Genomic DNA, 18,719 nt, shown 5'->3' on the forward strand with positions numbered 1-18,719 from the left:
CGCGCCTGTTGGACAATCACTTCAGGGATCATGTCTCGGCTTCGAGACACCATCGACGTGTTCGTGAGCACCATCATGGCACACAAAAGTGAGGGATTCCTCATGTTCAGACCTGACCCCTCGGTATACTCACGAGTATTCCGACGGGTAACAAAGGCCTTTTCCGATCCCTTTTTTCACCCGTCGACAATCACGGCAGTTCACGGCGCATTTTCAGTCACCGAGCGATCGCTCCGCAGGTCAGAGATGGTTCGTTATTCAATCGTTATGTGACGTGCGACACTTAATGAAGGTGCTGGTGGCGAGCCACCGCGCACACCGTGGGCTACTCCCACGTAAGGTCATCGAACATGACCGACTGTGTCTTCTGCGACATCGTGTCGGGGACGTCGCCGGCCCGGATCGTCTACTCCGACGATCACGTCGTCGGCTTCCTCGACATCCGGCCCATCGTGCGGGGACACACCCTGATCGTCCCCCGGCGACATTCCGCCGGGCTTGCCGATCTCGACCCCGACGCCGGAGCCCGTGTGCTCTGGGCGGGCCAGAAGGTCGCCGCCGCGATGCGCTCGTCGGAGTTGTCGGCCGACGGGATCAACCTGGCGATCAACGACGGCCGCGCCGCATTCCAGACGGTCTTCCACACGCACCTGCACGTCGTGCCGCGCACCGACGGCGATCGGGTCCGATTCGTCCGCGGCCTGGTGGTCCGGCGTGATCCCGACCCGGACACCACCGCACGCATCCTGCGGGATGCCCTGACCGCAGAGGACCATTCATGACCACCGGCACCCCGACCATCCCCGACGAGGTGGTCGCGACAGTCGCCGACGCCGGCTGGATCACGGTCTTCAGCGGTGCAGGAATGTCTGCCGACAGCGGCGTCCCCACCTTCCGGGACGCACAGACCGGACTGTGGGAGAACTTCGATCCGGCAACGATCGCCTCCCCCGAGGCATGGGACGCCGATCCGGCGCTGGTCTGGGGTTGGTACCACTGGCGTGCGCATCTGGTCCGGGATGCCCGCCCCAACGCCGGGCATCTGGCCCTGGCCGAGCTGTCGTCGGTGGGCGCCGGCGACGACGAGCGTGCGCTGATGGTGGTGACTCAGAACGTCGACGACCTGCACGAACGTGCCGGAACTCCGGTACTCAGTCATCTACACGGCAGCCTGTTCGCACCCCGCTGCTCGGTGTGCGACACCCCCTACGACGGGCCGGACGCCGATTCGGCGGTCGAGCCCGAGGGTTCGAAACACGACCCGCGGCTCACCCCGCCGACGTGTGCGGTCTGCGGCGGGGCCGTCCGGCCCGGGATCGTGTGGTTCGGCGAGCATCTGCCCGCCGACGCCTGGGAGCGGGCGGAGAACGCCTTCCGTGGCGCCGACGTCGTCCTCGTGGTCGGTACCAGCGGCATCGTCTACCCGGCCGCATCACTGCCCGAACGAGCCGCGGCGTCCGGGGTCCCCGTGATCGAGATCAATCCCGAGCCGTCGGCCCTGACCGAGGTCGCGACCCACAGCATCCGAGCCGGCGCGGCCACCGCCCTACCCGCACTCGTCGACGCGATCCGTCGTCGGGGGTGACCAGCCGGCTCGACTCCGAGGTGGTCACCTCCGATGCTCGGCCGGCGGAGGTTTCGACACGCCTCGTCGCTCAACCACCAACTCGCACAACACATCTTGATGGTTGAGCCGGGACCGAGCCCGAAGGGCGAGGACCCGAGTCGAAACCCGGTGACACACCAATGTCCCCACCCACCTCCGAAGTGGTCACCACCGACACTCGGCCGACAGAGGTTTCGACACGCCTCGTCGCTCCGCTCCTCACCGGCTCAACCACCAACCGCCACAACATATTCTGATGGTTGAGCCGGGACCGAGCCCGAAGGGCGAGGACCCGAGTCGAAACCCGGTGACACAACAATGTCCCCACCCACCTCCGAAGTGGTCACCACCGACACTCGGCCGACAGAGGTTTCGACACGCCTCGTCGCTCCGCTCCTCACCGGCTCAACCATCAACCGCCACAACATATTTTGATGGTTGAGCCGGGACCGAGCCCGAAGGGCGAGGACCCGGGTCGAAACCCAGTGACACAACAATGTCCCCACCCACCTCCGAGGTGGCCACCACCGACACTCGGCCGACAGAGGTTTCGACACGCCTCGTCGCTCCGCTCCTCATCGGCTCAACCACCAACTCGCACAACACATCTTGATGGTTGAGCCGGGACCGAGCCCGAAGGGCGAGGACCCGGGTCGAAACCCGGTGACACACCAATGTCCCCACCCACCTCCGAAGTGGTCACCACCGACACTCGGCCGACAGAGGTTTCGACACGCCTCGTCGCTACGCTCCTCATCGGCTCAACCACCAACCGCCACAACATATTCTGATGGTTGAGCCGGGACCGAGCCCGAAGGGCGAGGACCCGGGTCGAAACCCGGTGACACAACGATGTCCGCACCCACCTCCGAGGTGGTCACCACCGGCACTCGGCCGGCGGAGGTTTCGACACGCCTCGTCGCTACGCTCCTCGTCGGCTCAACCACCAACTCAGACAACATATCTTGATGGTTGAGCCGGGACCGAGCCCGAAGGGCGAGGACCCGGGTCGAAACCCGGTGACACAACGATGTCCGCACCCACCTCCGAGGTGGTCACCACCGGCACTCGGCCGGCGGAGGTTTCGACACGCCTCGTCGCTACGCTCCTCGTCGGCTCAACCACCAACTCAGACAACATATCTTGATGGTTGAGCCGGGACCGAGGTGGTCACCACCGACACTCGGCCGACCGAGGTTTCGACACGCCTCGTCGCTCCGCTCCTCATCGGCTCAACCACCAACCGCCAACTGCCAACCGCCACAACATATTTTGATGGTTGAGCCGGGACCGAGCCCGAAGGGCGAGGACCCGTGTCGAAACCCGGTGACACGACGATGTCGGCGACCACCTCCGGCGGTGGCCACGTGCCGAACCCGGCTGCCGGCTACTCCCCCGGCCCCAGGTCGACAGGCGCCCAGGGGATCTGCTCAGCAGCATCGGGGACGACGACCGACGTCGGTTCGACGCCACGAGCCTGCAGGGCGATCCACAGGCTTTCCAGCGCGGCCTCGGGGTCGAGCTCGAACTCCGACTCGCGAATCCGCCAGAACTCCCACCCGCAGCGTCGTAACTCGCGCTCGCGTTCCATGTCCGAGCGCGCCTGGGCGCCCGTCGAGGTGAACTCGTCGCCGTCACACTCGACCGCCATACGGCCGTCGGCGCCGGTCACCACCAGGTCGATGGTGCGGTTGTTGACCACCATCTTGGGGGTCACGTGATAGCCGCGGGCGGCCAGATGGTCGAACACCTGCTGCTCGAACAGACTCGAGAACGGTTCCACGCGAACGTCGGTCGGCACATCGGTCGGCATCGGCGGCAGCGCCGGGCCCGCATTGGCCACCATGTAGCCGAGCAGCGACCGCCGCAGGTCACCGGCACCGAGATCGTCGAGGTCGATCGAGTGGAACAGCCACATCTGGTCCATCGCCCGTGACGCGGCGACGTTGAACCGGCGCTGGGATTCGGCGCGGGTCAACGCGGCGATCGCGGTGGGATCGGACACCACCATGGACAGGAACATCACACGACGCTCGTCGCCCTGGAAGTCCGGCGGGCTACCCACCCGGATCCGCCGTGCACGGCGCGTGGTCTCGTCGATCTGCTCGGCCAGGATCCGCTCGATCACGTCCACCTGTTTGTTGCCCTGCAACACCACGACACCGAAATCCCGGCCGTCGTACGCGGGGTCGGCGAGACAGGCGCACAGCGCATCCACGATGGCCTCGGCCTCGGCCTCGTTGGCGATCGACGCTCCCGATCCGGTCGCGGTACCGTCCACCGCCACCGTCCGGAGCGGGTCGAGTCGATCGGCACCGTACTGGCGCACCGGGATCAGCGGGGCGTCACCGTAGAACTGAGCGGAGGAGAAACCGATGATCTCCGGCATCGACCGGAAGTGTTCACGCAGCCGGATGAGGTGCCCGAATCGACTGCGCAGCAACGAGAACAGACTCGATCGCGGCGTCAGGCCGTCACGCAGGTAGTGCGGCAGGTCCGGCAGATGCGAGTCGAGGGTGGCGAATGCCTCGTCGAGGGTGGTGGCGGTCAATCCGTTGGGTGCACACTGCTTGTCGTCGCCGACGACGATCACCCGGGGCGCCAGCCACAGCAGGAGGATGCCGGTGACGTCGGCCTGACTGGCCTCGTCGACGATCACGACGTCGAAGCTGTTCTGTTGGGCCGGAACAGTTTCCACGACCTGCGACAGCGGCATCACCCACGCCGCGACGGCGTCCTGCGCCTGCGCCATCGCCTCGCGCGCCGCGGCGCGGAATCGGGGCGCATGTTTGCCCGAACCCTTGCCCAGGCTGATCATGTGGTCGCGGTAGGCCTGCAGGGCCTGCACCTGGCCGACGGTCACCCGTGACAGGCAGGCCCGCCAGGCCCGCGCCGCGGCGAGCTGGGTGGTGAGCTGCGCGATGTCGGCCTCGGCCTCGTCGAGTGCCGCCTGGAGCACCACCTCGCCGCGCGGGTCGCTGCGTTCGGCGACCCAGACGCGTGCGCGGCGCCATGCCCACGCACCGCTCACCGATCGCATCCGGGTGTCCCATGCGGGATCTCCGGCGGTGTCGGCGAGCAGTGCCATCAGCGCTGGAGCCTTGGCGTGCAACCGGAGCCGGAGCAGATCGAGTGTGGTCTGGTCGTGCCATTGGGCATGCGCGGTGACGGCCGCACGACGGGCGGCACGGATCGCGACGGCGTCGCCCTCCGACAACGCGGCGAGCAGGTCGTCGCCCTCGGGTGAGGGACCCTTCTCGAATTCGGCGGCGAGTGCGTGGATGTGGTCGGCGAGCTCGGCCTCGGCGAGCAGGCCGTCGTTGGCAGCCGCGACGGCACCGGCCTCGTGGGCGACGGCGGCCACCTCGTCGACGCTGCGGGGCCGCGGGCCGGCCGGACTGATCGCCTCGAGCTCGCGGACCAGCGCGTCGCGTTCGGTGAGCAGGGTGGAGATCCATCCCAGCTGGCCGTCGAGCTGCACCAGCCGGTTCAGCTGAGACGATCGCGATCCCGAGGTGTCGATCGGTACGTGCAGATCGGCGAGGACGCGATGGACCTGATGGATGGCGTCGACCACCGCCAGGTGGTCGGCGACCAGCTGCAGACCCGCGGCATCGGTGGGCGTCCGCCCGTCCACGGTGGCGGTGACCGCCGACTCCTCCACCGCGCGTTGCTGCTCGGACCGGCGAAGACGGCCGCGCCACTTCCCGCCGGACCGAAGGTAGCCGGCCGCGGCGGCGAAGATCGCGCCGTCGCCGGGCTGGGCGCCGTCCACGCTCACCGCGTGCGCACCGAGTTCCCGGTCACGGCCGGCGGCGTCGGCGATCACCGGTGAGAGCGTGGCGACCCGCGACCACAGGTGTGCCGCCTGACCGGCGAGCAACCGGTCTGCCATGTCCACCATCGTCGGCGGATACGTCTGGACCTCCCCCGCGGCGATCGCCAGGTGATCGCAGATCTCCTTGAGCCGTACCAGCCGGGCGCTGTCGACGCCGGCGAGGATCGACAGCAGCGACCCGCCGGGACTCACCGGTTCGGCCGGGCGACGCGCGATCCGCGCGCAGATCTGATCAGTGGTGGCCGCGTCGGGCAGCAGCGCGTCGAGGTCGACGAATCGCTGTGCCAGCCGGTCGGGCTGGCCCTCGGTGCGCCGCAGCAGATCCAGCAGCCGAACGAACTCGGCGGTGTCCAGGGGCGGCACCGCGCCGTCGATCGGCCCGGGGAGCCAGTCGTACTCACCGGCGTCGGCGGTGGTCTGGCGGACGATCTCGGCTGCGGTACCCCGGTAGTCACCGGCCACCCAGTCGTGGACCTCGGTCTCTTCGCGACGCAGATCCCACAGGCCGCGCAGGGCACGCTCGCGCCGCTGGACCGCCTGTTCCCGGCGGTCGGCGAGGTCGGCGATCTCGGCGGTGGCCACGCTCTCGGTGTACGTCGCCTTGCGCTCGGCGATCGCCTCCACGCCGGAGACCAGGGCGGAGAACCGGTCGCGGGACACATCGGCGGTGGACACGGTGAGCGCCTGGAGCTCCGGCGGCAGCATGTCGCGGACGACGTCGAGGGCATGTGCCTTCTCGCTGGTCACCAGGACGCGCTGGCCCTTGGCGAGCAGCGCGGCGACGATGTTGGCGATGGTCTGGGTCTTGCCGGTGCCGGGCGGGCCCTCCACCACCACACCGCTGTCGACGCCGAGCCGCGCGAAGACGTCGCGCTGTTCGACATTGGCGGGCAGCGGATACAGGGCGTCGGCGACGAGTTCGTCGGCGGGCATCGCGCCGGCGTCGGCCAGTGCGGTGATGCGGTCGTCGGATTCGACCGGGGCGATCAACTGGGCGAGCCCGATCGGCACGTCGTCGGAGTCGCGGAGCGCCGCGAGCATGGCGTCGTAGAAGTCGAGTACGGCCGAGGCGGTTCGTTCGCGGACGACGAGCGCAGTGGATGTCGAGGTGGTCAGGTGCACCAGATCGGTGTCGACCTCGACTCGCTCGGCCCACTCGTCGACCAGTTCGGCCGCCTTGGCGTGTGCGGCGTTGGGCAGGCCGTCGATCTTGGCACGCAACCGGACCACCGGTTCGAGGTCGATGCCGTCGATCGCGGCGAGGAGGTGGGAGTCCTGCAGCACCGGGACCGACCCGGTGCCGAGTGTGATCCGGATGGCACCGGTCTCGTCGTCGCGCTCGGCGACGACCTCCTGGGTCAGCAGATGATCGCGGACGAGCGGACCGGCCTCGGAGCCGGCGGCGGCCACCGTGACCAGCCAGGCGGCGAGCACGAGTTGTCGGGATTCGGGACGGGCGTGCAGTTCGTCGATCAACGCCGACAACTCTGCGTGACCATCGGCATCGGCGTCTGCGGTGATCAGCACCTGCCCGCCGACCGCACCGGTCCGGATGGGTATCCGGGTGCCCGACCCCACCGGGACATACGCGGGGTGCTCGTCGAGGTCGCGGACGGTGACCGACCGTAATCGCACCAGGTCACGGAGATAGCCGAGGAGACGGAAGACCTGATCGCGACGCTCGTCGCGAATCTCCCCCTCGTCCATGGGGCCGCCCTCCTGTGTCCGACCAGCGGTGATGGGCTCGACCTATGGTCGAGCTTGATGTCTCACGCTACCAAGTCGGGATGGCGAGGGCCGAATACGCCTCGGTCGGGCGGTCAGCGGGTACGGCTGCGGAGGGCGCGGAAACCGCCGTCCACGTAATGCACGTTGGTGTAACCCAGATCGGCGATCTGTTCGGCGATCCGCGGCGCCTCCGACGACACGGACACCACGTTGATCTCGGTGTCGAGGTCGTCGATCACCGGGAAGGTACCCGAGGGGGTCGGCGCGAATCGTGCGGAGATGTCGGCGGGGTCGACGACGACCGCACCGGGCAAGCTGCCCTGGTGGCGGACCACCTGCGGTCGGGCGTCGACGACGACGGCGCTGGTGTGGGCGAGGGCTTCGGTTGCCGAGATGGGATCCACCACTGACACTGGTGACGCTCCTGAAGTTGCTGGTCGATCGTTCGCAGGTCGGGACCGACTGTCGGCGGGTCCCGTTGGGTATGTCGTTCACACCCCCACAAAAGGTTACGGAAGAATCTCGAAACGCCCAACAGTGATTCTCAGAGTGAGACAAACCGGTGTCACCAGCGACAACACCCGGTACCGGCCGATGTTCGCCCCCGTCCCCGAGAAACACGACGGCCGACGTGCGCGGAGCACGTCGGCCGTCGAGTGGAACCGATCGATCAGCAGGCCGGCGGAGGACCGGGCCTACGGGGCAGGTGTCAGCCGCGTCCGCGACCGGCGACCCGGCGGGTCCCCCGCTTGCCCCAGTCGCCGCCACCACGCTGATGGCCACCGTCGCGACCACCGGATCGCTTGGCACCACCGCGAGTGCGCGGCGCCCCCATGTCGCGACGCAGGTCGATCGGGTTCTTGCCGATCTTGGTGTCGCGTAGCAGGTCGAGGGTGTTGCGGTCGAGATCCTCCGGCAGTTCCACCAGCGAGAAGTCGTCGCGGATGCTGATGTTGCCGAAATCACCGCGGGTCAGGCCGCCCTCGTTGGCGATCGCACCGACGATGGCACCCGGCGACACCTTGTGTTTGCGGCCGACGGCGATCCGGTAGGTGGCGAAGCTGCCGCCGGACTTGCGCGGCCCGCGGTCACGATCACGATCGCGGTCGCGGCGTTCGGCACGGTGCCCCTCGGGCGGATCCGGCGCCATCAGGAAGCCGCCGTCGCGGGTCTCCAGGGCCAGGGCGGCGGCGATGTCGGCCATCGCCACGTCCTTGTCCTGGGCGTAGTCCTCGACCAGCTTGCGGAAGGTGTCGAGATGCTCGGAGGCGAGGTTCTCGGTGATCGAGTCGGCGAACCGTGCCACGCGCTGGGCGTTGACGTCCTCGGCTGACGGCAGCCCGATCTCGGCGAGCGGCTGGCGGGTGGCCCGCTCGATCGCACGCAGCAGGTGACGCTCACGCGGGGACACGAACAGCAGCGCATTGCCCGACCGACCGGCACGGCCGGTCCGGCCGATCCGGTGGACGTAGGACTCGGTGTCGTGCGGGATGTCGTAGTTGACCACGTGCGAGATCCGGTCGACGTCGAGGCCGCGCGCGGCGACGTCGGTGGCGACCAGGATGTCGATGGTGCCGTCCTTGAGCTGGTTGATCGTCCGCTCACGCTGGGCCTGCGCCATGTCGCCGTTGATCGCGACCGCGGAGAAACCGCGGGCACGCAGCCGTTCGGCGAGCTCCTCGGTGGCCTGCTTGGTGCGGACGAACACGATCATCGCGTCGAATGTCTCGACCTCGAGGAACCGGGTCAGCGCGTCGAGTTTGCGCTGGTGGGACACCTGCAGGTAGCGCTGCGAGATGTTCTGCGCGGTCGCGGTCTTGGCCTTGACCGTGATCTCCTCGGCGTCGTGCAGATAACGCTGCGCGAGCCGGCGGATCGCCGACGGCATGGTGGCCGAGAACAGGGCGACCTGCTTGCTCTCCGGGGTGTCGGAGAGGATGCGTTCGACGTCCTCGGCGAAGCCCATGGTGAGCATCTCGTCGGCCTCGTCGAGCACGAGGTACTCCAGCTGCGAGATGTCGAGGGTGCCCTTGTCGAGGTGATCGATCACACGGCCGGGCGTTCCGACGATGACCTGCGCACCGCGGCGCAGTCCGGCGAGCTGCACGCCGTAGCTCTGGCCACCGTAGATCGGCAGGATCCGCACGTCGGGCATGTGTGCGGAGTACTTCTCGAAGGCCTCCGACACCTGTAGGGCGAGCTCGCGGGTGGGTGCGAGCACCAGGGCCTGCGGGCGTCGCACCGAGGGGTCGATCCGAGACAGGATCGGGATCGCGAAGGCAGCGGTCTTGCCGGTGCCTGTCTGGGCGAGACCGACGACGTCACGGCCGGCCATCAGGGGCGGAATCGTGGCCGCCTGGATCGGTGACGGCTTCTCGTATCCGACTTCGGTGATCGCACTGCGCACCTTGGGTGCGATGTCGAGATCGTCGAAGGTGATCGCCGACGGATCACCCGCGTCTGTGGGTCCGGTCATGCGTTGTGTCTCCCATTCATCGAGGACAACTGTAATGCTCGGACCGCGTGAAAGCCGCATCCGAGCTCCAGCCGGTCACGGCGAGCCCTCGATGTGGCACAACCCGCACCCCCGCCGATCGCCTCCGGAATCACGCCTTCCCCATGGTGTGATCAAAACCACTTGATTACTGCTACTCTCGGTCGCAGCAAAAACCCGGGGCGTCGCAGCACGGCGGCGTCCGCCCGATTTGCCCGCTTTTCGGATCAGGAGCGACATTGCAGCATTACACCACCCCGTCCGACCTGAACATCGACGACAAGGCCACGACGGTCGACGCGATCCTGCGATACCGGGCCGAGCGGCCGACCATGCCGCTGTTCAAGAAACGCTCCAACGGCGTATGGGTCACCGTCACCGCCAAGCATTTCGCCGATGAGGTCGACGCCGTGGCCAAGGGCCTGATCGCCGCCGGCGTCCAGGCCGGTGACCGCGTCGGCCTGCTCTCCTCCACGCGCTACGAGTGGACCGTGCTGGACTACGCGATCTGGCGGGCCGGCGCGGTCACGGTCGCGATCTACGAGACCTCGGCCCCCGACCAGGTCGGCTACATCGTGGAGAACTCCGGGGCCACGCTGCTGTTCGTGGAGAACGACACCCACCACGCCCACCACCGCGAGGTGCTCGACGCGGCGCCGGCGCTGCGCGAGACCCTGGTGATCGAGGGCGGCCCGGGCGAGGGCGCGATCAACGAGCTGACCAAGCGGGGTGCCGATCTCGGCGACGACCAGCTCGACGCCCGCCACGCCGACCAACTGGCCACCGACGCCGCCACCCTGATCTACACCTCGGGCACCACCGGACGCCCGAAGGGCGTGGTCCTGACCCACGCGAACTTCCTCGCCGAATGTGCCGCCACCCGCGACGCGGTGGGCGCAGGCCTCGAGGAGGGCAAGTCGACGCTGCTGTTCCTGCCACTGGCGCATGTCTTCGCGCGCGTCGTGGCGGTCGGCTGTGTCGAGAACGGCGTGATCCTCGGACACACCAACGACATCCCGAACCTGATCAACGACCTCGCCGTGTTCCAGCCGAACTACGTGCTGTCGGTGCCGCGCGTGTTCGAGAAGGTGTTCAACTCGGCCAAGCAGAAGGCCTACGACGGCGGCAAGGGTTCGATCTTCGACAAGGCCACCGAGACCGCGATCGCCTACAGCACCGCGCTGGAGAACGGCGGCCCGGGACTGGGACTGAAGCTCAAGCACATGCTGTTCGACGCGCTGGTCTACAAGAAGCTGCGCGCGGCGCTCGGCGGCAACTGCGAGGGTGCGATCTCCGGCGGCGCCCCGCTCGGCGCCCGCCTGGGTCACTTCTTCCGCGGTGTCGGCATCCCGGTCTACGAGGGCTACGGGCTGTCGGAGACCACCGCCGCGGTGACCGCGAACTACGAGGGCTGCCAGAAGGTCGGCTCGGTGGGCCGCCCGGTGCCCGGGGTGTCGGCGGCGATCGCCGAGGACGGCGAGGTGCTGCTCAAGGGGCCGGTGGTCTTCAACGGTTACTGGCACAACCCGGAGGCCTCGGCCGATGCGATCCGCGACGGCTGGTTCCACACCGGCGACATCGGTCGCCTCGACGACGGCTTCCTGTTCATCACCGGCCGCAAGAAGGAGATCATCGTCACCGCCGGCGGCAAGAACGTGTCCCCGGCGCCGCTGGAGGATGCGATCCGCGCGCATCCGATGATCAGCCAGTGCATGGTGGTCGGCGACAACAAGCCGTTCATCGGCGCGCTGATCACCATCGACCCGGAAGCCGTCCCCGGCTGGCTGGAGCGTCACGACCTGCCCGCCACCACCCCGATCGCCGACCTCGTCGACAACGCCGCCCTGCGGAGCGAGATCAGCGACGCGGTGGACGAGGCCAACGGCAAGGTGTCCAAGGCCGAGGCGATCAAGAAGTTCACGGTCCTGGCCACCGACTTCACCATCGAGTCCGGTGAGCTGACCCCGACGCTGAAGCTCAAGCGCAACGTCGTCAACGACGCCTACAAGCAGGCCATCGCCGACCTCTACACCTGATCGGACCGGTACCTCGGTACCCACCCGACCGCCTCGAGAAGCACCCGTCACCGACCACGGCCTGTGACGGGTGTTTCTTATGTGACGATTGGGACTCGGCAGTGAGTCGGTGTGCCCGATGCGGGGGCGAGGTCCTAGGCTCGGTGTCGATGAACCGGGACCTCGCGATCGACGCCACGCGCGGCCTGGCGATCTGGAGCATGATCACCGCCCACTTCGCCACCGGCGCGGCCATCGACTCACCGACACACGCCTTCCCGTATGTGGACGGGATGAGCGCGTTCGTCCTGCTGTCCGGATTCGTGCTCGGCCTGGTGTATCACCGCTGGATCGACCGCCACGGGCTGCGTTTCGCCTACCGTCGGCTGACCAGACGGCTCGTCGTGCTCTACCTGTGCCAGGTGTTGCTCGCGGTGGTCGCGGTGGCCGCCGCCCTCGCCGGGCACCGGTGGCTGACCCTGCTGCTGCCCGTCGACGGCTGGGGTGACGGGCTGCTCCGGTCGCTGACCCTGACCTACCTGCCCAGCGGCGGGAACATCCTGCTGATGTACATGGTGTTCATGGCGTCGGCATTCGTGCTGTTCCCGGTGCTGATGCGGGGCGGGTGGTGGCTGATCCTGGTGGCCTCCCTCGCCCTGTACGTCGTGTCGCAGACCGCGGCACCGGACTGGTTCTACCTGACCGCCGACATGGCCGGTCCGCGCATCCAGAACTGGGCGGGGTGGCAGATCATGTTCGTCCCGGCCGTGGTGATCGGCTGGAACTGGCGCCGCTGGGATGTGGCCGCGCGGATCGATCGGCTGCTGCCGCTGCTGGTGGCGCTGGCCCTGGGGGTGGCGCTCTCGTTCCATCTGCTGATCGAGGACGGTCCACTCACGCCACATCTGGTGACGCTGGCCGACAAGCTCGAGTTCGGTCCGGCCCGCGCGCTCGGGGCGTGGGTGCTGGTGCCGGTGGTGTACGGCGTCTTCCGGCTGGTGCTCAGGTTCTGCCATCACGACTGGCTGCGACCGCTGGTGATGACGGGGACCCGCAGTCTCGACTCCTACGTCATCCAGGCCATCGCGTTGATCGTCGTGCCGATCCACGTCGCCCATCGACCGTGGAGCCCGCTGACGATGTCGGCGGTCGCGGTGACGGTGTTCGCGTGCTGCTGGGCGTGGGCGGAGTTCCGGCGGGCCTGCGAGATCGACAAGCTGCATCGCCTGCCGGTGATCGTCGTCGACGCGGCGTTGCCGGGCAGACGTCACTCCCCCGCCGATGCCGCTGCCACCCCCGATTCCCCGAGTACCCCCGATCCCCGGAGCACCGCCGACATCGCGGCCACCGTCACGATCGCGGCGGCGGACCCGGCCGCCGATCCCGCCGGCGAGCATCGCGGGCACCCTTGCCTCGAGTCCCGTCCCGCTGAAACCCCGTCTGCCGACGACCTTCCCGTAGGAGTGCCCCGATGAGTGACGCCGACCTGTCCGAGATCCTGCGTTCGGCCGGGGACATGACGGTCAGCGTGCATGCCGGCAACGACTCGAGCGGTCCGTCGGTGCGCACACCGATCACCATGGCGAACTCGTATCACCTGCCGCCGGAGCCGGAGACCGCCGACTGGTCGGGTACCGAGCAGCTGTTCTACACCCGCAACACCGGTGCCAATCAGGTTGCACTGCAGGACAAGCTCGCGGTGCTGGAGGGCGGCGAGGACGCCGTCGTCCTGGCGTCCGGTGTGGCCGCCCTGCATGCGGTCTTCTTCACGTTCCTGTCCACCGGTGACCACGTCGTGGTCTCCGATGTCACCTACGAGGCCACCTGGAAACTGTGGTCGGACCTGATGCCGACGAAGTACGGGATCGAGGCGACCTTCGTCGACGTCACCGACCCCGACTCGGTGCGTGCGGCGATCCGCCCGACGACGAAGATGGTGGTGACCGAGGCGATCGCCAATCCCACCACCAAGGTCGCCGACATCGCCGCGCTGGCCGTGATCGCCCACGACGCCGGTCTGCTGCTGATGGTGGATTCCACGTTCACCCCGCCGCCGCTGTACCGGCCGCTGGCCGACGGCGCCGACCTGGTGGTGCACTCGCTGACCAAGTACATCAACGGCCACGGTGACGCGATGGGCGGTGCGGTGATCGGCGCCGGGGAGCTGATCGGGCAGATCAAGCGGCAGGCGATGGTCGACGTCGGCGGGGTGATCTCACCGTTCAACGCCTGGCTGATCGCACGCGGGTCGATCACCTTGCCGCTGCGCCTGGCCCAGCACCAGGCGACCGCGGAGACGCTGGCGCACATGCTCGCCGACGACGAGCGCATCGCCTATGTGACCTATCCGGGCCTCCCCGATCATCCGCAGCACCACCTCGCCCGCCGGCAGTTCGGTGGCCGCGGATTCGGCGGGATGATGGCCTTCGCCGTCGACGGGGATCCCGCGACACAGAACCGCTTCGTGTCGCATCTGAAGGTGATCACCTCGGCGGTGTCGCTGGGCCACGACGAGACGCTGATCGTGCACGTCGGCACCGACGGCCCGCGGGTGGCCGCCTACCCCGAGCCGTTCCGCACCTACGGGCATCTGCGCTTCTCGGTGGGCCTGGAGGATGCCGACGACCTCGCCGCGGATCTGCGTCAGGCGCTCGACGCCACATTCGCCTGACCGGCAACCGTCCTCCCCCGGCAGACCTCCGCCGCCGCAGCCACACCCTGCGCGCGCATGCCCGTCAGCGTCGACGACGCGAGTTCACCTGACCTCGAACAGGATTCCCCGACCGATCGCCTCGCGCACCACCGGCAATGTGGCCTGGGCGAGGGCGTCGGCGTCGACGCCGTGGAAATCGGCGAGCAGGTCGATCAGCACACCGAGCGACACGGCGCCACGGCATCCGGCCAGCAGGGCGCGCGAGACCTCGTCGACGCCGAGCACCGCACCGGGGCCACCGGGCCGGCGTACCGAGGCGCCGACCTCCTGCCACCCGTCCTCGCCGGGCAGTGACTGCGCTTCCAGGAACACCGGCGCGGTCTTGAACCGGGCGCCGAGCAGGTGCTCGTCGGTGGTGTCGCGGAGATAGGCGCGGCGGTCGAGGAAGGCCCGGGCCTCGTAGCCGGTGACCTCCTCGCCGGCTCCGGTGATCTCCTCGAGGACGCGGTCGGGGGTGCCGGTGCGGCGCCGGCGCAGGGTCAGCGATCCCATTCCGATGCCGACGATGTTCTCCTGGGTGAACCAGTCCAGCCACGCGGCTCCGCGGGCGGCGATCTCCTCGGGTTCCTCGCCGGCATCGGAGAGCCACAGCGAGATGTAGCCGACCGGATCGGCGAGCTCCCGCTGGACGACCCAGGCATCGAGGTCGGTACCGGCCAGCCAGCCGCCCACCCGGTCGCGCCAGTCCTCCCCCTCCCGGACGATCCAGTTGGCCAGCAGCTGTGCGGTACCACCATCGGTGAGATGGTCGGGCAGTTGCCGGATCAGGTCGGCACAGATCGTGTCGCCGACCATCCCGGAGTCGCGGTAGATGTAGTCCTGGCCGCCCGACCCGACGACGAACGGCGGGTTGGACACGATCAGGTCGAACCGTTCGCCGGCGACCGGATCGAACAGGCTGCCCTCGCGCAGATCCCACGACATCCCGTTGAGCCGGGCGGTGGCGGCCGCCAGTGCGAGGGCGCGGGGGTTGGTGTCGGTGGCGACGATCGACTCGCAGTGCGCGTTCATGTGCAACGCCTGAATCCCACATCCGGTGCCGAGATCCAGTGCGGCACCGACCTTGTCACGGATCACCGCACGGGCCAGCGACACCGATGCGCCACCGATGCCCAGGACGTGGTCGTGGGCGACGGCACCGCTGCGCATCGCGGCGTCCTGGTCGGAGACCACCAGGTGGTCGCGCACGTCGTCGGCGTGCGGCCGGATGTCGAGGTTCGCCCGCAGCGTGCCGTCGGCGGTCCGGGCGAGCACACCCTGATCCAGCAGCGCGGGCACCCCCGCCGTCGGGAACGCGGCGGCGACGGCCGTGTCCGTCTCGTCCGAACCGAGGAGGAACAGTCGGACCAGAGTACCCAGCGCGGGCCGGTCGACGGATCTGGTGGCCCGCAATGCGGGCCACCAGATCCCTTGCCCCAGAGCATTGTTCGCCTGGTCGCCGAGTAGCGCCGCGACCCCGTCGGAGGTGTAGTCCGCACCGCGGAGGTCGGCACCGAGTGCAGCGACGACCGCCTCGTCCCGCAGCGGCATGTCGCCCATCAGCCGACCTGCCGATACTTCTTGTGCATCGCCTGTTTGGTGACGCCGAGCACCACACCGATCTCGGCCCACGACAATCCGGCGATGCGAGCTCGCCGCACGGCCAGCTCCTCGTCACGCGCCAGCTGCCGGCGTCGTTCGGCGACCTGTGCGAGTTCGTCCATGGGATCGTCTGGGCCGCCGCCGCGGCCTCCCACCGATGTCTGCATGCGCTCATGCTGCACGGGCGCCCGATGATCGGTCAACCATGGTTGACCGTCGCCCCGGACGGACAGACCCGCCCCGACCTGCGGTTACGCCACTCCGTTACGCACCGGATGCGTGAGCCCTGTCACGATCCCCGTACTTTTCAAAGGGTATGCTAAGTTTCCCTCAGATTTTCGGCTGACGAAACGTGGCCTCGGGCGGATCGCACCGGCGGCGTCTGATCACCCACGTCCCGTCGCCGTCCGTCCGGGGTCAAGGAGTACGTGTGAAGAGTGTGGGGTCGTCGATGGGTCCGAGGCAGTCGAAGGGCAAGATCTGGTTCGTCCGGGCCACGGCGGTCGCCACACTCACGGCGTTCTCGGCCAGCGTGATGAGCGCCAACGGTTCCGCGGCGGTCCTGAACCCCGCCCTCGTCCCCGCACCCACACCGGTCGCCGAGAAGACCAAGCCCAAGCCCCAGACCCGCAAGCCTGCCGAGACCTACCAGGATCGGCTCGACCGGATCGCGCAGAGCCCGCGCTCGATGCTGAAGCCGTTGGAGGAGAACACCGATCAGCCGACGGTCTGCGTGAGCGGTGAGTTCACCACCCTCTCGGTGGTCTACGACTCGATCTTCGAATCGATCCTGCCGACGCTGCCCCCGCAGTTCCGCCAGAACGCGCGCGCCGCCCGCGATGCCGCCCAGCGCGACATGAAGCGGATGAAGATCTCGACGCTGGCGATCTCCGATCATCCGATGGCACTGGGCGCCGACGCCGACGACGGCTCGCTGAAGTACCGGTCGGCGATCTCGCAGTGGATCGTCACGCAGATGCTCAAGATCCGTGACGGCCAGGACGCCGAGGCGATCTCGGTCAGCAACATCACCCTCACCCAGGCCGTCGAGACGGCATGGCTGCTGATCTTCGCCGGCATCGTCGCCCCGCTGCGATTCGGTGTCGGGGTCACCCCGAACCTCGGTTCCCCGTTGCCCGACGACAACTCCCTGGCGAGTTTCATCACCTACAACCGCATCCTGCAGATCGGCGTCCTCGGCGGATCGCTGGCCGCGCAGATGATCTACCAGTCGATCTCCAACTCGCTGATCAACTCCTGCGTCGCCCGGGTCACCGAGCAGCAGCGCAGCGACGCCGGCCGGCCCGACGAGAACGTGCGCTACGACATCCCGATCCCGGACATCATCCGCGAGACGGCCAACCAGCTGTCGCTGGCCGACAACGACACCTGCACCCCGGTCGGCAATCTGTCCCTCGAGCGGATCGTCACGCGCACCGGCGACTACGCCAAGAGCATCGCACCCAATGCCGCGAGCAAGGCGCGCATCAACGCCGAGGTCCGCAAGATCCTGGGCGGGATGCGCTCGACGCACGTGCCGCACAACCTGATCCCGGCCGACCCCGCGGACTTCTCGCAGCTCGAGTCGATCGGCTCCATGCTCGGCGGGTTCATCCCGTACGTCGGCGGTGCGCCGATGGACATCCTGATCGGACTCGGCCACAACCTCGGTCAGGGCGACAACCTGTTCGAGACGGTGCCGCTGACCGACCTGACGGTCACCAAGTCGCTGACCGCCGCGTACTACTCGTACTACCTGTCACTGCACCTGTTCAGCACGATCGGTGGCCTCGTCGAACCCGATCTGCTCGGCGCCGCCGGGATCACCTCCACCGACCTGCCGATCACGCCGGTCCGCCTGATCAGCGCGGTGGGTGCCCTTCCACTCACCTACGGACTCGTCACCTACCACCACGTGGTCCGCGGGATGTGCTTCGTCGAGGACGACACCAACGGCAACGGTCGTGGCGCCCAGAACAATCGTGACCGGGCGACACTGCCGTCGGCGAGCACCACGACGCCCACCGCGGCCCGGCCCGGATCGACCCGTCAGGGATCGAACAACCCGGCCTCCCCGACCCGACGCGCCGGGGCCAGCAGCACGCCGTCGACGAGTTCCTCGACACCGGCGCCGCTGGTTCCGGGACTCCCGATCCGCATTCCGGGAGTGAATTGATCGAGGTCGACGGCTCATTCCCGAGCCGTTCCCGCCGATCTGGAGTTACCGTGGTTCGGACAGAATCGCATCCGGAGAAACGATCGCGAGACCCGTTTCACGAAACTTTGCGCCGCATAAGCTATCGTCAAACACGTGGCCAAAGTTGAAGTGATCTCGTTCGTCGACGACCTCGACGGCAAAGAGCTCGATCTGGACGATGCGCACACCATTTCGTGGTCGTGGGTCGGCGTCGACTATCAGCTCGACGTCTCCAGCGCCAACCTCGAGAAGATCGAGAACGGCAAGGTTCCGGTGTCGAAGCTGCTCGAGGTGTCCACCCGGATCGGCGGTCGGCGGCAGTCGACGGCTCCCCGGGTCCGTTCCACCACCCCGCAGGATTCCGGTGACCGCGCACGTCGCGACACCGCCGCCATCCGCCAGTGGGCGACCGAGGCGGGCTACGAGATCTCCCCGCGCGGGCGTCTGCCCAAGGAGATCATCGAGGCCTACGAGGCCGAGGCCTGATTCTCGACGGTGTGACCTGATATTCCAACGCACCGCAGCCGACATTTCGGCTGCGGTGCGT

12 protein-coding genes are annotated in these 18,719 nt (G+C 68.2%); 7 read left to right on the forward strand and 5 right to left on the reverse strand.

Annotated features, from left to right (window positions below; translation table 11 throughout):
- The first annotated feature begins 350 nt into the window (after window positions 1-350).
- A complete protein-coding gene (locus Q9K23_RS03525; protein WP_053776118.1) occupies window positions 351-782 on the forward strand; it encodes an HIT family protein in 432 nt (143 codons plus the stop codon).
- Window positions 779-1,585, forward strand: a complete 807-nt coding sequence (locus Q9K23_RS03530; protein ID WP_020791972.1) for an NAD-dependent deacylase — start codon at window positions 779-781, stop codon at window positions 1,583-1,585. Before Q9K23_RS03525 ends, Q9K23_RS03530 begins: the two co-directional genes overlap by 4 nt.
- Before the next feature lie 1,408 nt (window positions 1,586-2,993).
- Here the strand turns inward: Q9K23_RS03530 and Q9K23_RS03535 are convergent.
- The 3 genes from Q9K23_RS03535 to Q9K23_RS03545 all read right to left on the reverse strand — a co-directional run bounded on the left by Q9K23_RS03535 (window position 2,994) and on the right by Q9K23_RS03545 (window position 9,648).
- Window positions 2,994-7,151 carry an AAA domain-containing protein gene (locus Q9K23_RS03535; protein WP_053776117.1) on the reverse strand — a complete coding sequence of 1,386 codons (4,158 nt, stop codon included), beginning with the start codon at window positions 7,149-7,151 and terminating at the stop codon, window positions 2,994-2,996.
- A gap of 113 nt (window positions 7,152-7,264) precedes the next feature.
- Window positions 7,265-7,585: a rhodanese-like domain-containing protein gene (locus Q9K23_RS03540; RefSeq protein WP_053776116.1), complete on the reverse strand. Its 321-nt coding sequence runs from the start codon at window positions 7,583-7,585 to the stop codon at window positions 7,265-7,267.
- Window positions 7,586-7,881: 296 nt separating this feature from the next.
- Window positions 7,882-9,648 (reverse strand): DEAD/DEAH box helicase, encoded by a 1,767-nt coding sequence (locus Q9K23_RS03545; protein ID WP_305950391.1) that lies wholly within the window; start codon window positions 9,646-9,648, stop codon window positions 7,882-7,884.
- 257 nt (window positions 9,649-9,905) lie between these two features.
- On the opposite strand from Q9K23_RS03545, the gene Q9K23_RS03550 reads away from it, so the two are divergent.
- The 3 genes from Q9K23_RS03550 to Q9K23_RS03560 all read left to right on the forward strand — a co-directional run bounded on the left by Q9K23_RS03550 (window position 9,906) and on the right by Q9K23_RS03560 (window position 14,352).
- Window positions 9,906-11,702: a long-chain fatty acid--CoA ligase gene (locus Q9K23_RS03550; RefSeq protein WP_305950392.1), complete on the forward strand. Its 1,797-nt coding sequence runs from the start codon at window positions 9,906-9,908 to the stop codon at window positions 11,700-11,702.
- Window positions 11,703-11,851: 149 nt separating this feature from the next.
- Window positions 11,852-13,156, forward strand: coding sequence for an OpgC domain-containing protein (gene opgC / locus Q9K23_RS03555; protein WP_082365672.1), 1,305 nt, complete (start codon window positions 11,852-11,854; stop codon window positions 13,154-13,156).
- Window positions 13,153-14,352 carry an aminotransferase class I/II-fold pyridoxal phosphate-dependent enzyme gene (locus tag Q9K23_RS03560; RefSeq protein WP_053776115.1) on the forward strand — a complete coding sequence of 400 codons (1,200 nt, stop codon included), beginning with the start codon at window positions 13,153-13,155 and terminating at the stop codon, window positions 14,350-14,352. The genes opgC and Q9K23_RS03560 overlap by 4 nt, the downstream gene beginning before the upstream one ends.
- A gap of 84 nt (window positions 14,353-14,436) precedes the next feature.
- Here the strand turns inward: Q9K23_RS03560 and Q9K23_RS03565 are convergent, their stop codons facing one another.
- Together Q9K23_RS03565 and Q9K23_RS03570 are read right to left on the reverse strand one after the other, a co-directional pair.
- A complete protein-coding gene (locus tag Q9K23_RS03565; protein WP_053776114.1) occupies window positions 14,437-15,933 on the reverse strand; it encodes a methyltransferase in 1,497 nt (498 codons plus the stop codon).
- Window positions 15,933-16,142, reverse strand: coding sequence for a hypothetical protein (locus Q9K23_RS03570; protein WP_020791193.1), 210 nt, complete (start codon window positions 16,140-16,142; stop codon window positions 15,933-15,935). Before Q9K23_RS03570 ends, Q9K23_RS03565 begins: the two co-directional genes overlap by 1 nt.
- A 263-nt stretch (window positions 16,143-16,405) precedes the next feature.
- Here Q9K23_RS03570 and Q9K23_RS03575 point away from each other — a divergent pair, with 263 nt between their 5' ends.
- Window positions 16,406-18,151, forward strand: coding sequence for a hypothetical protein (locus Q9K23_RS03575; protein WP_261977633.1), 1,746 nt, complete (start codon window positions 16,406-16,408; stop codon window positions 18,149-18,151).
- Window positions 18,152-18,286: 135 nt separating this feature from the next.
- Window positions 18,287-18,658, forward strand: coding sequence for an Lsr2 family protein (locus tag Q9K23_RS03580; RefSeq protein ID WP_174518990.1), 372 nt, complete (start codon window positions 18,287-18,289; stop codon window positions 18,656-18,658).
- Window positions 18,659-18,719: the final 61 nt, after the last annotated feature.

Origin of the sequence: Gordonia sp. NB41Y, assembly GCF_030718915.1 — a bacterium.
GTDB lineage: Bacteria > Actinomycetota > Actinomycetes > Mycobacteriales > Mycobacteriaceae > Gordonia > Gordonia desulfuricans.

Coding starts and splice junctions, on each gene's coding strand:
- Q9K23_RS03565 (WP_053776114.1), bottom strand. CDS start 15,933: ATGGGCGACATGCCGCTGCGGGACGAGGCGGTCGTCGCTGCACTCGGT.
- Q9K23_RS03535 (WP_053776117.1), bottom strand. CDS start 7,151: ATGGACGAGGGGGAGATTCGCGACGAGCGTCGCGATCAGGTCTTCCGT.
- opgC (WP_082365672.1), top strand. CDS start 11,852: ATGAACCGGGACCTCGCGATCGACGCCACGCGCGGCCTGGCGATCTGG.
- Q9K23_RS03525 (WP_053776118.1), top strand. CDS start 351: ATGACCGACTGTGTCTTCTGCGACATCGTGTCGGGGACGTCGCCGGCC.
- Q9K23_RS03570 (WP_020791193.1), bottom strand. CDS start 16,142: ATGCAGACATCGGTGGGAGGCCGCGGCGGCGGCCCAGACGATCCCATG.
- Q9K23_RS03545 (WP_305950391.1), bottom strand. CDS start 9,648: ATGACCGGACCCACAGACGCGGGTGATCCGTCGGCGATCACCTTCGAC.
- Q9K23_RS03560 (WP_053776115.1), top strand. CDS start 13,153: ATGAGTGACGCCGACCTGTCCGAGATCCTGCGTTCGGCCGGGGACATG.
- Q9K23_RS03530 (WP_020791972.1), top strand. CDS start 779: ATGACCACCGGCACCCCGACCATCCCCGACGAGGTGGTCGCGACAGTC.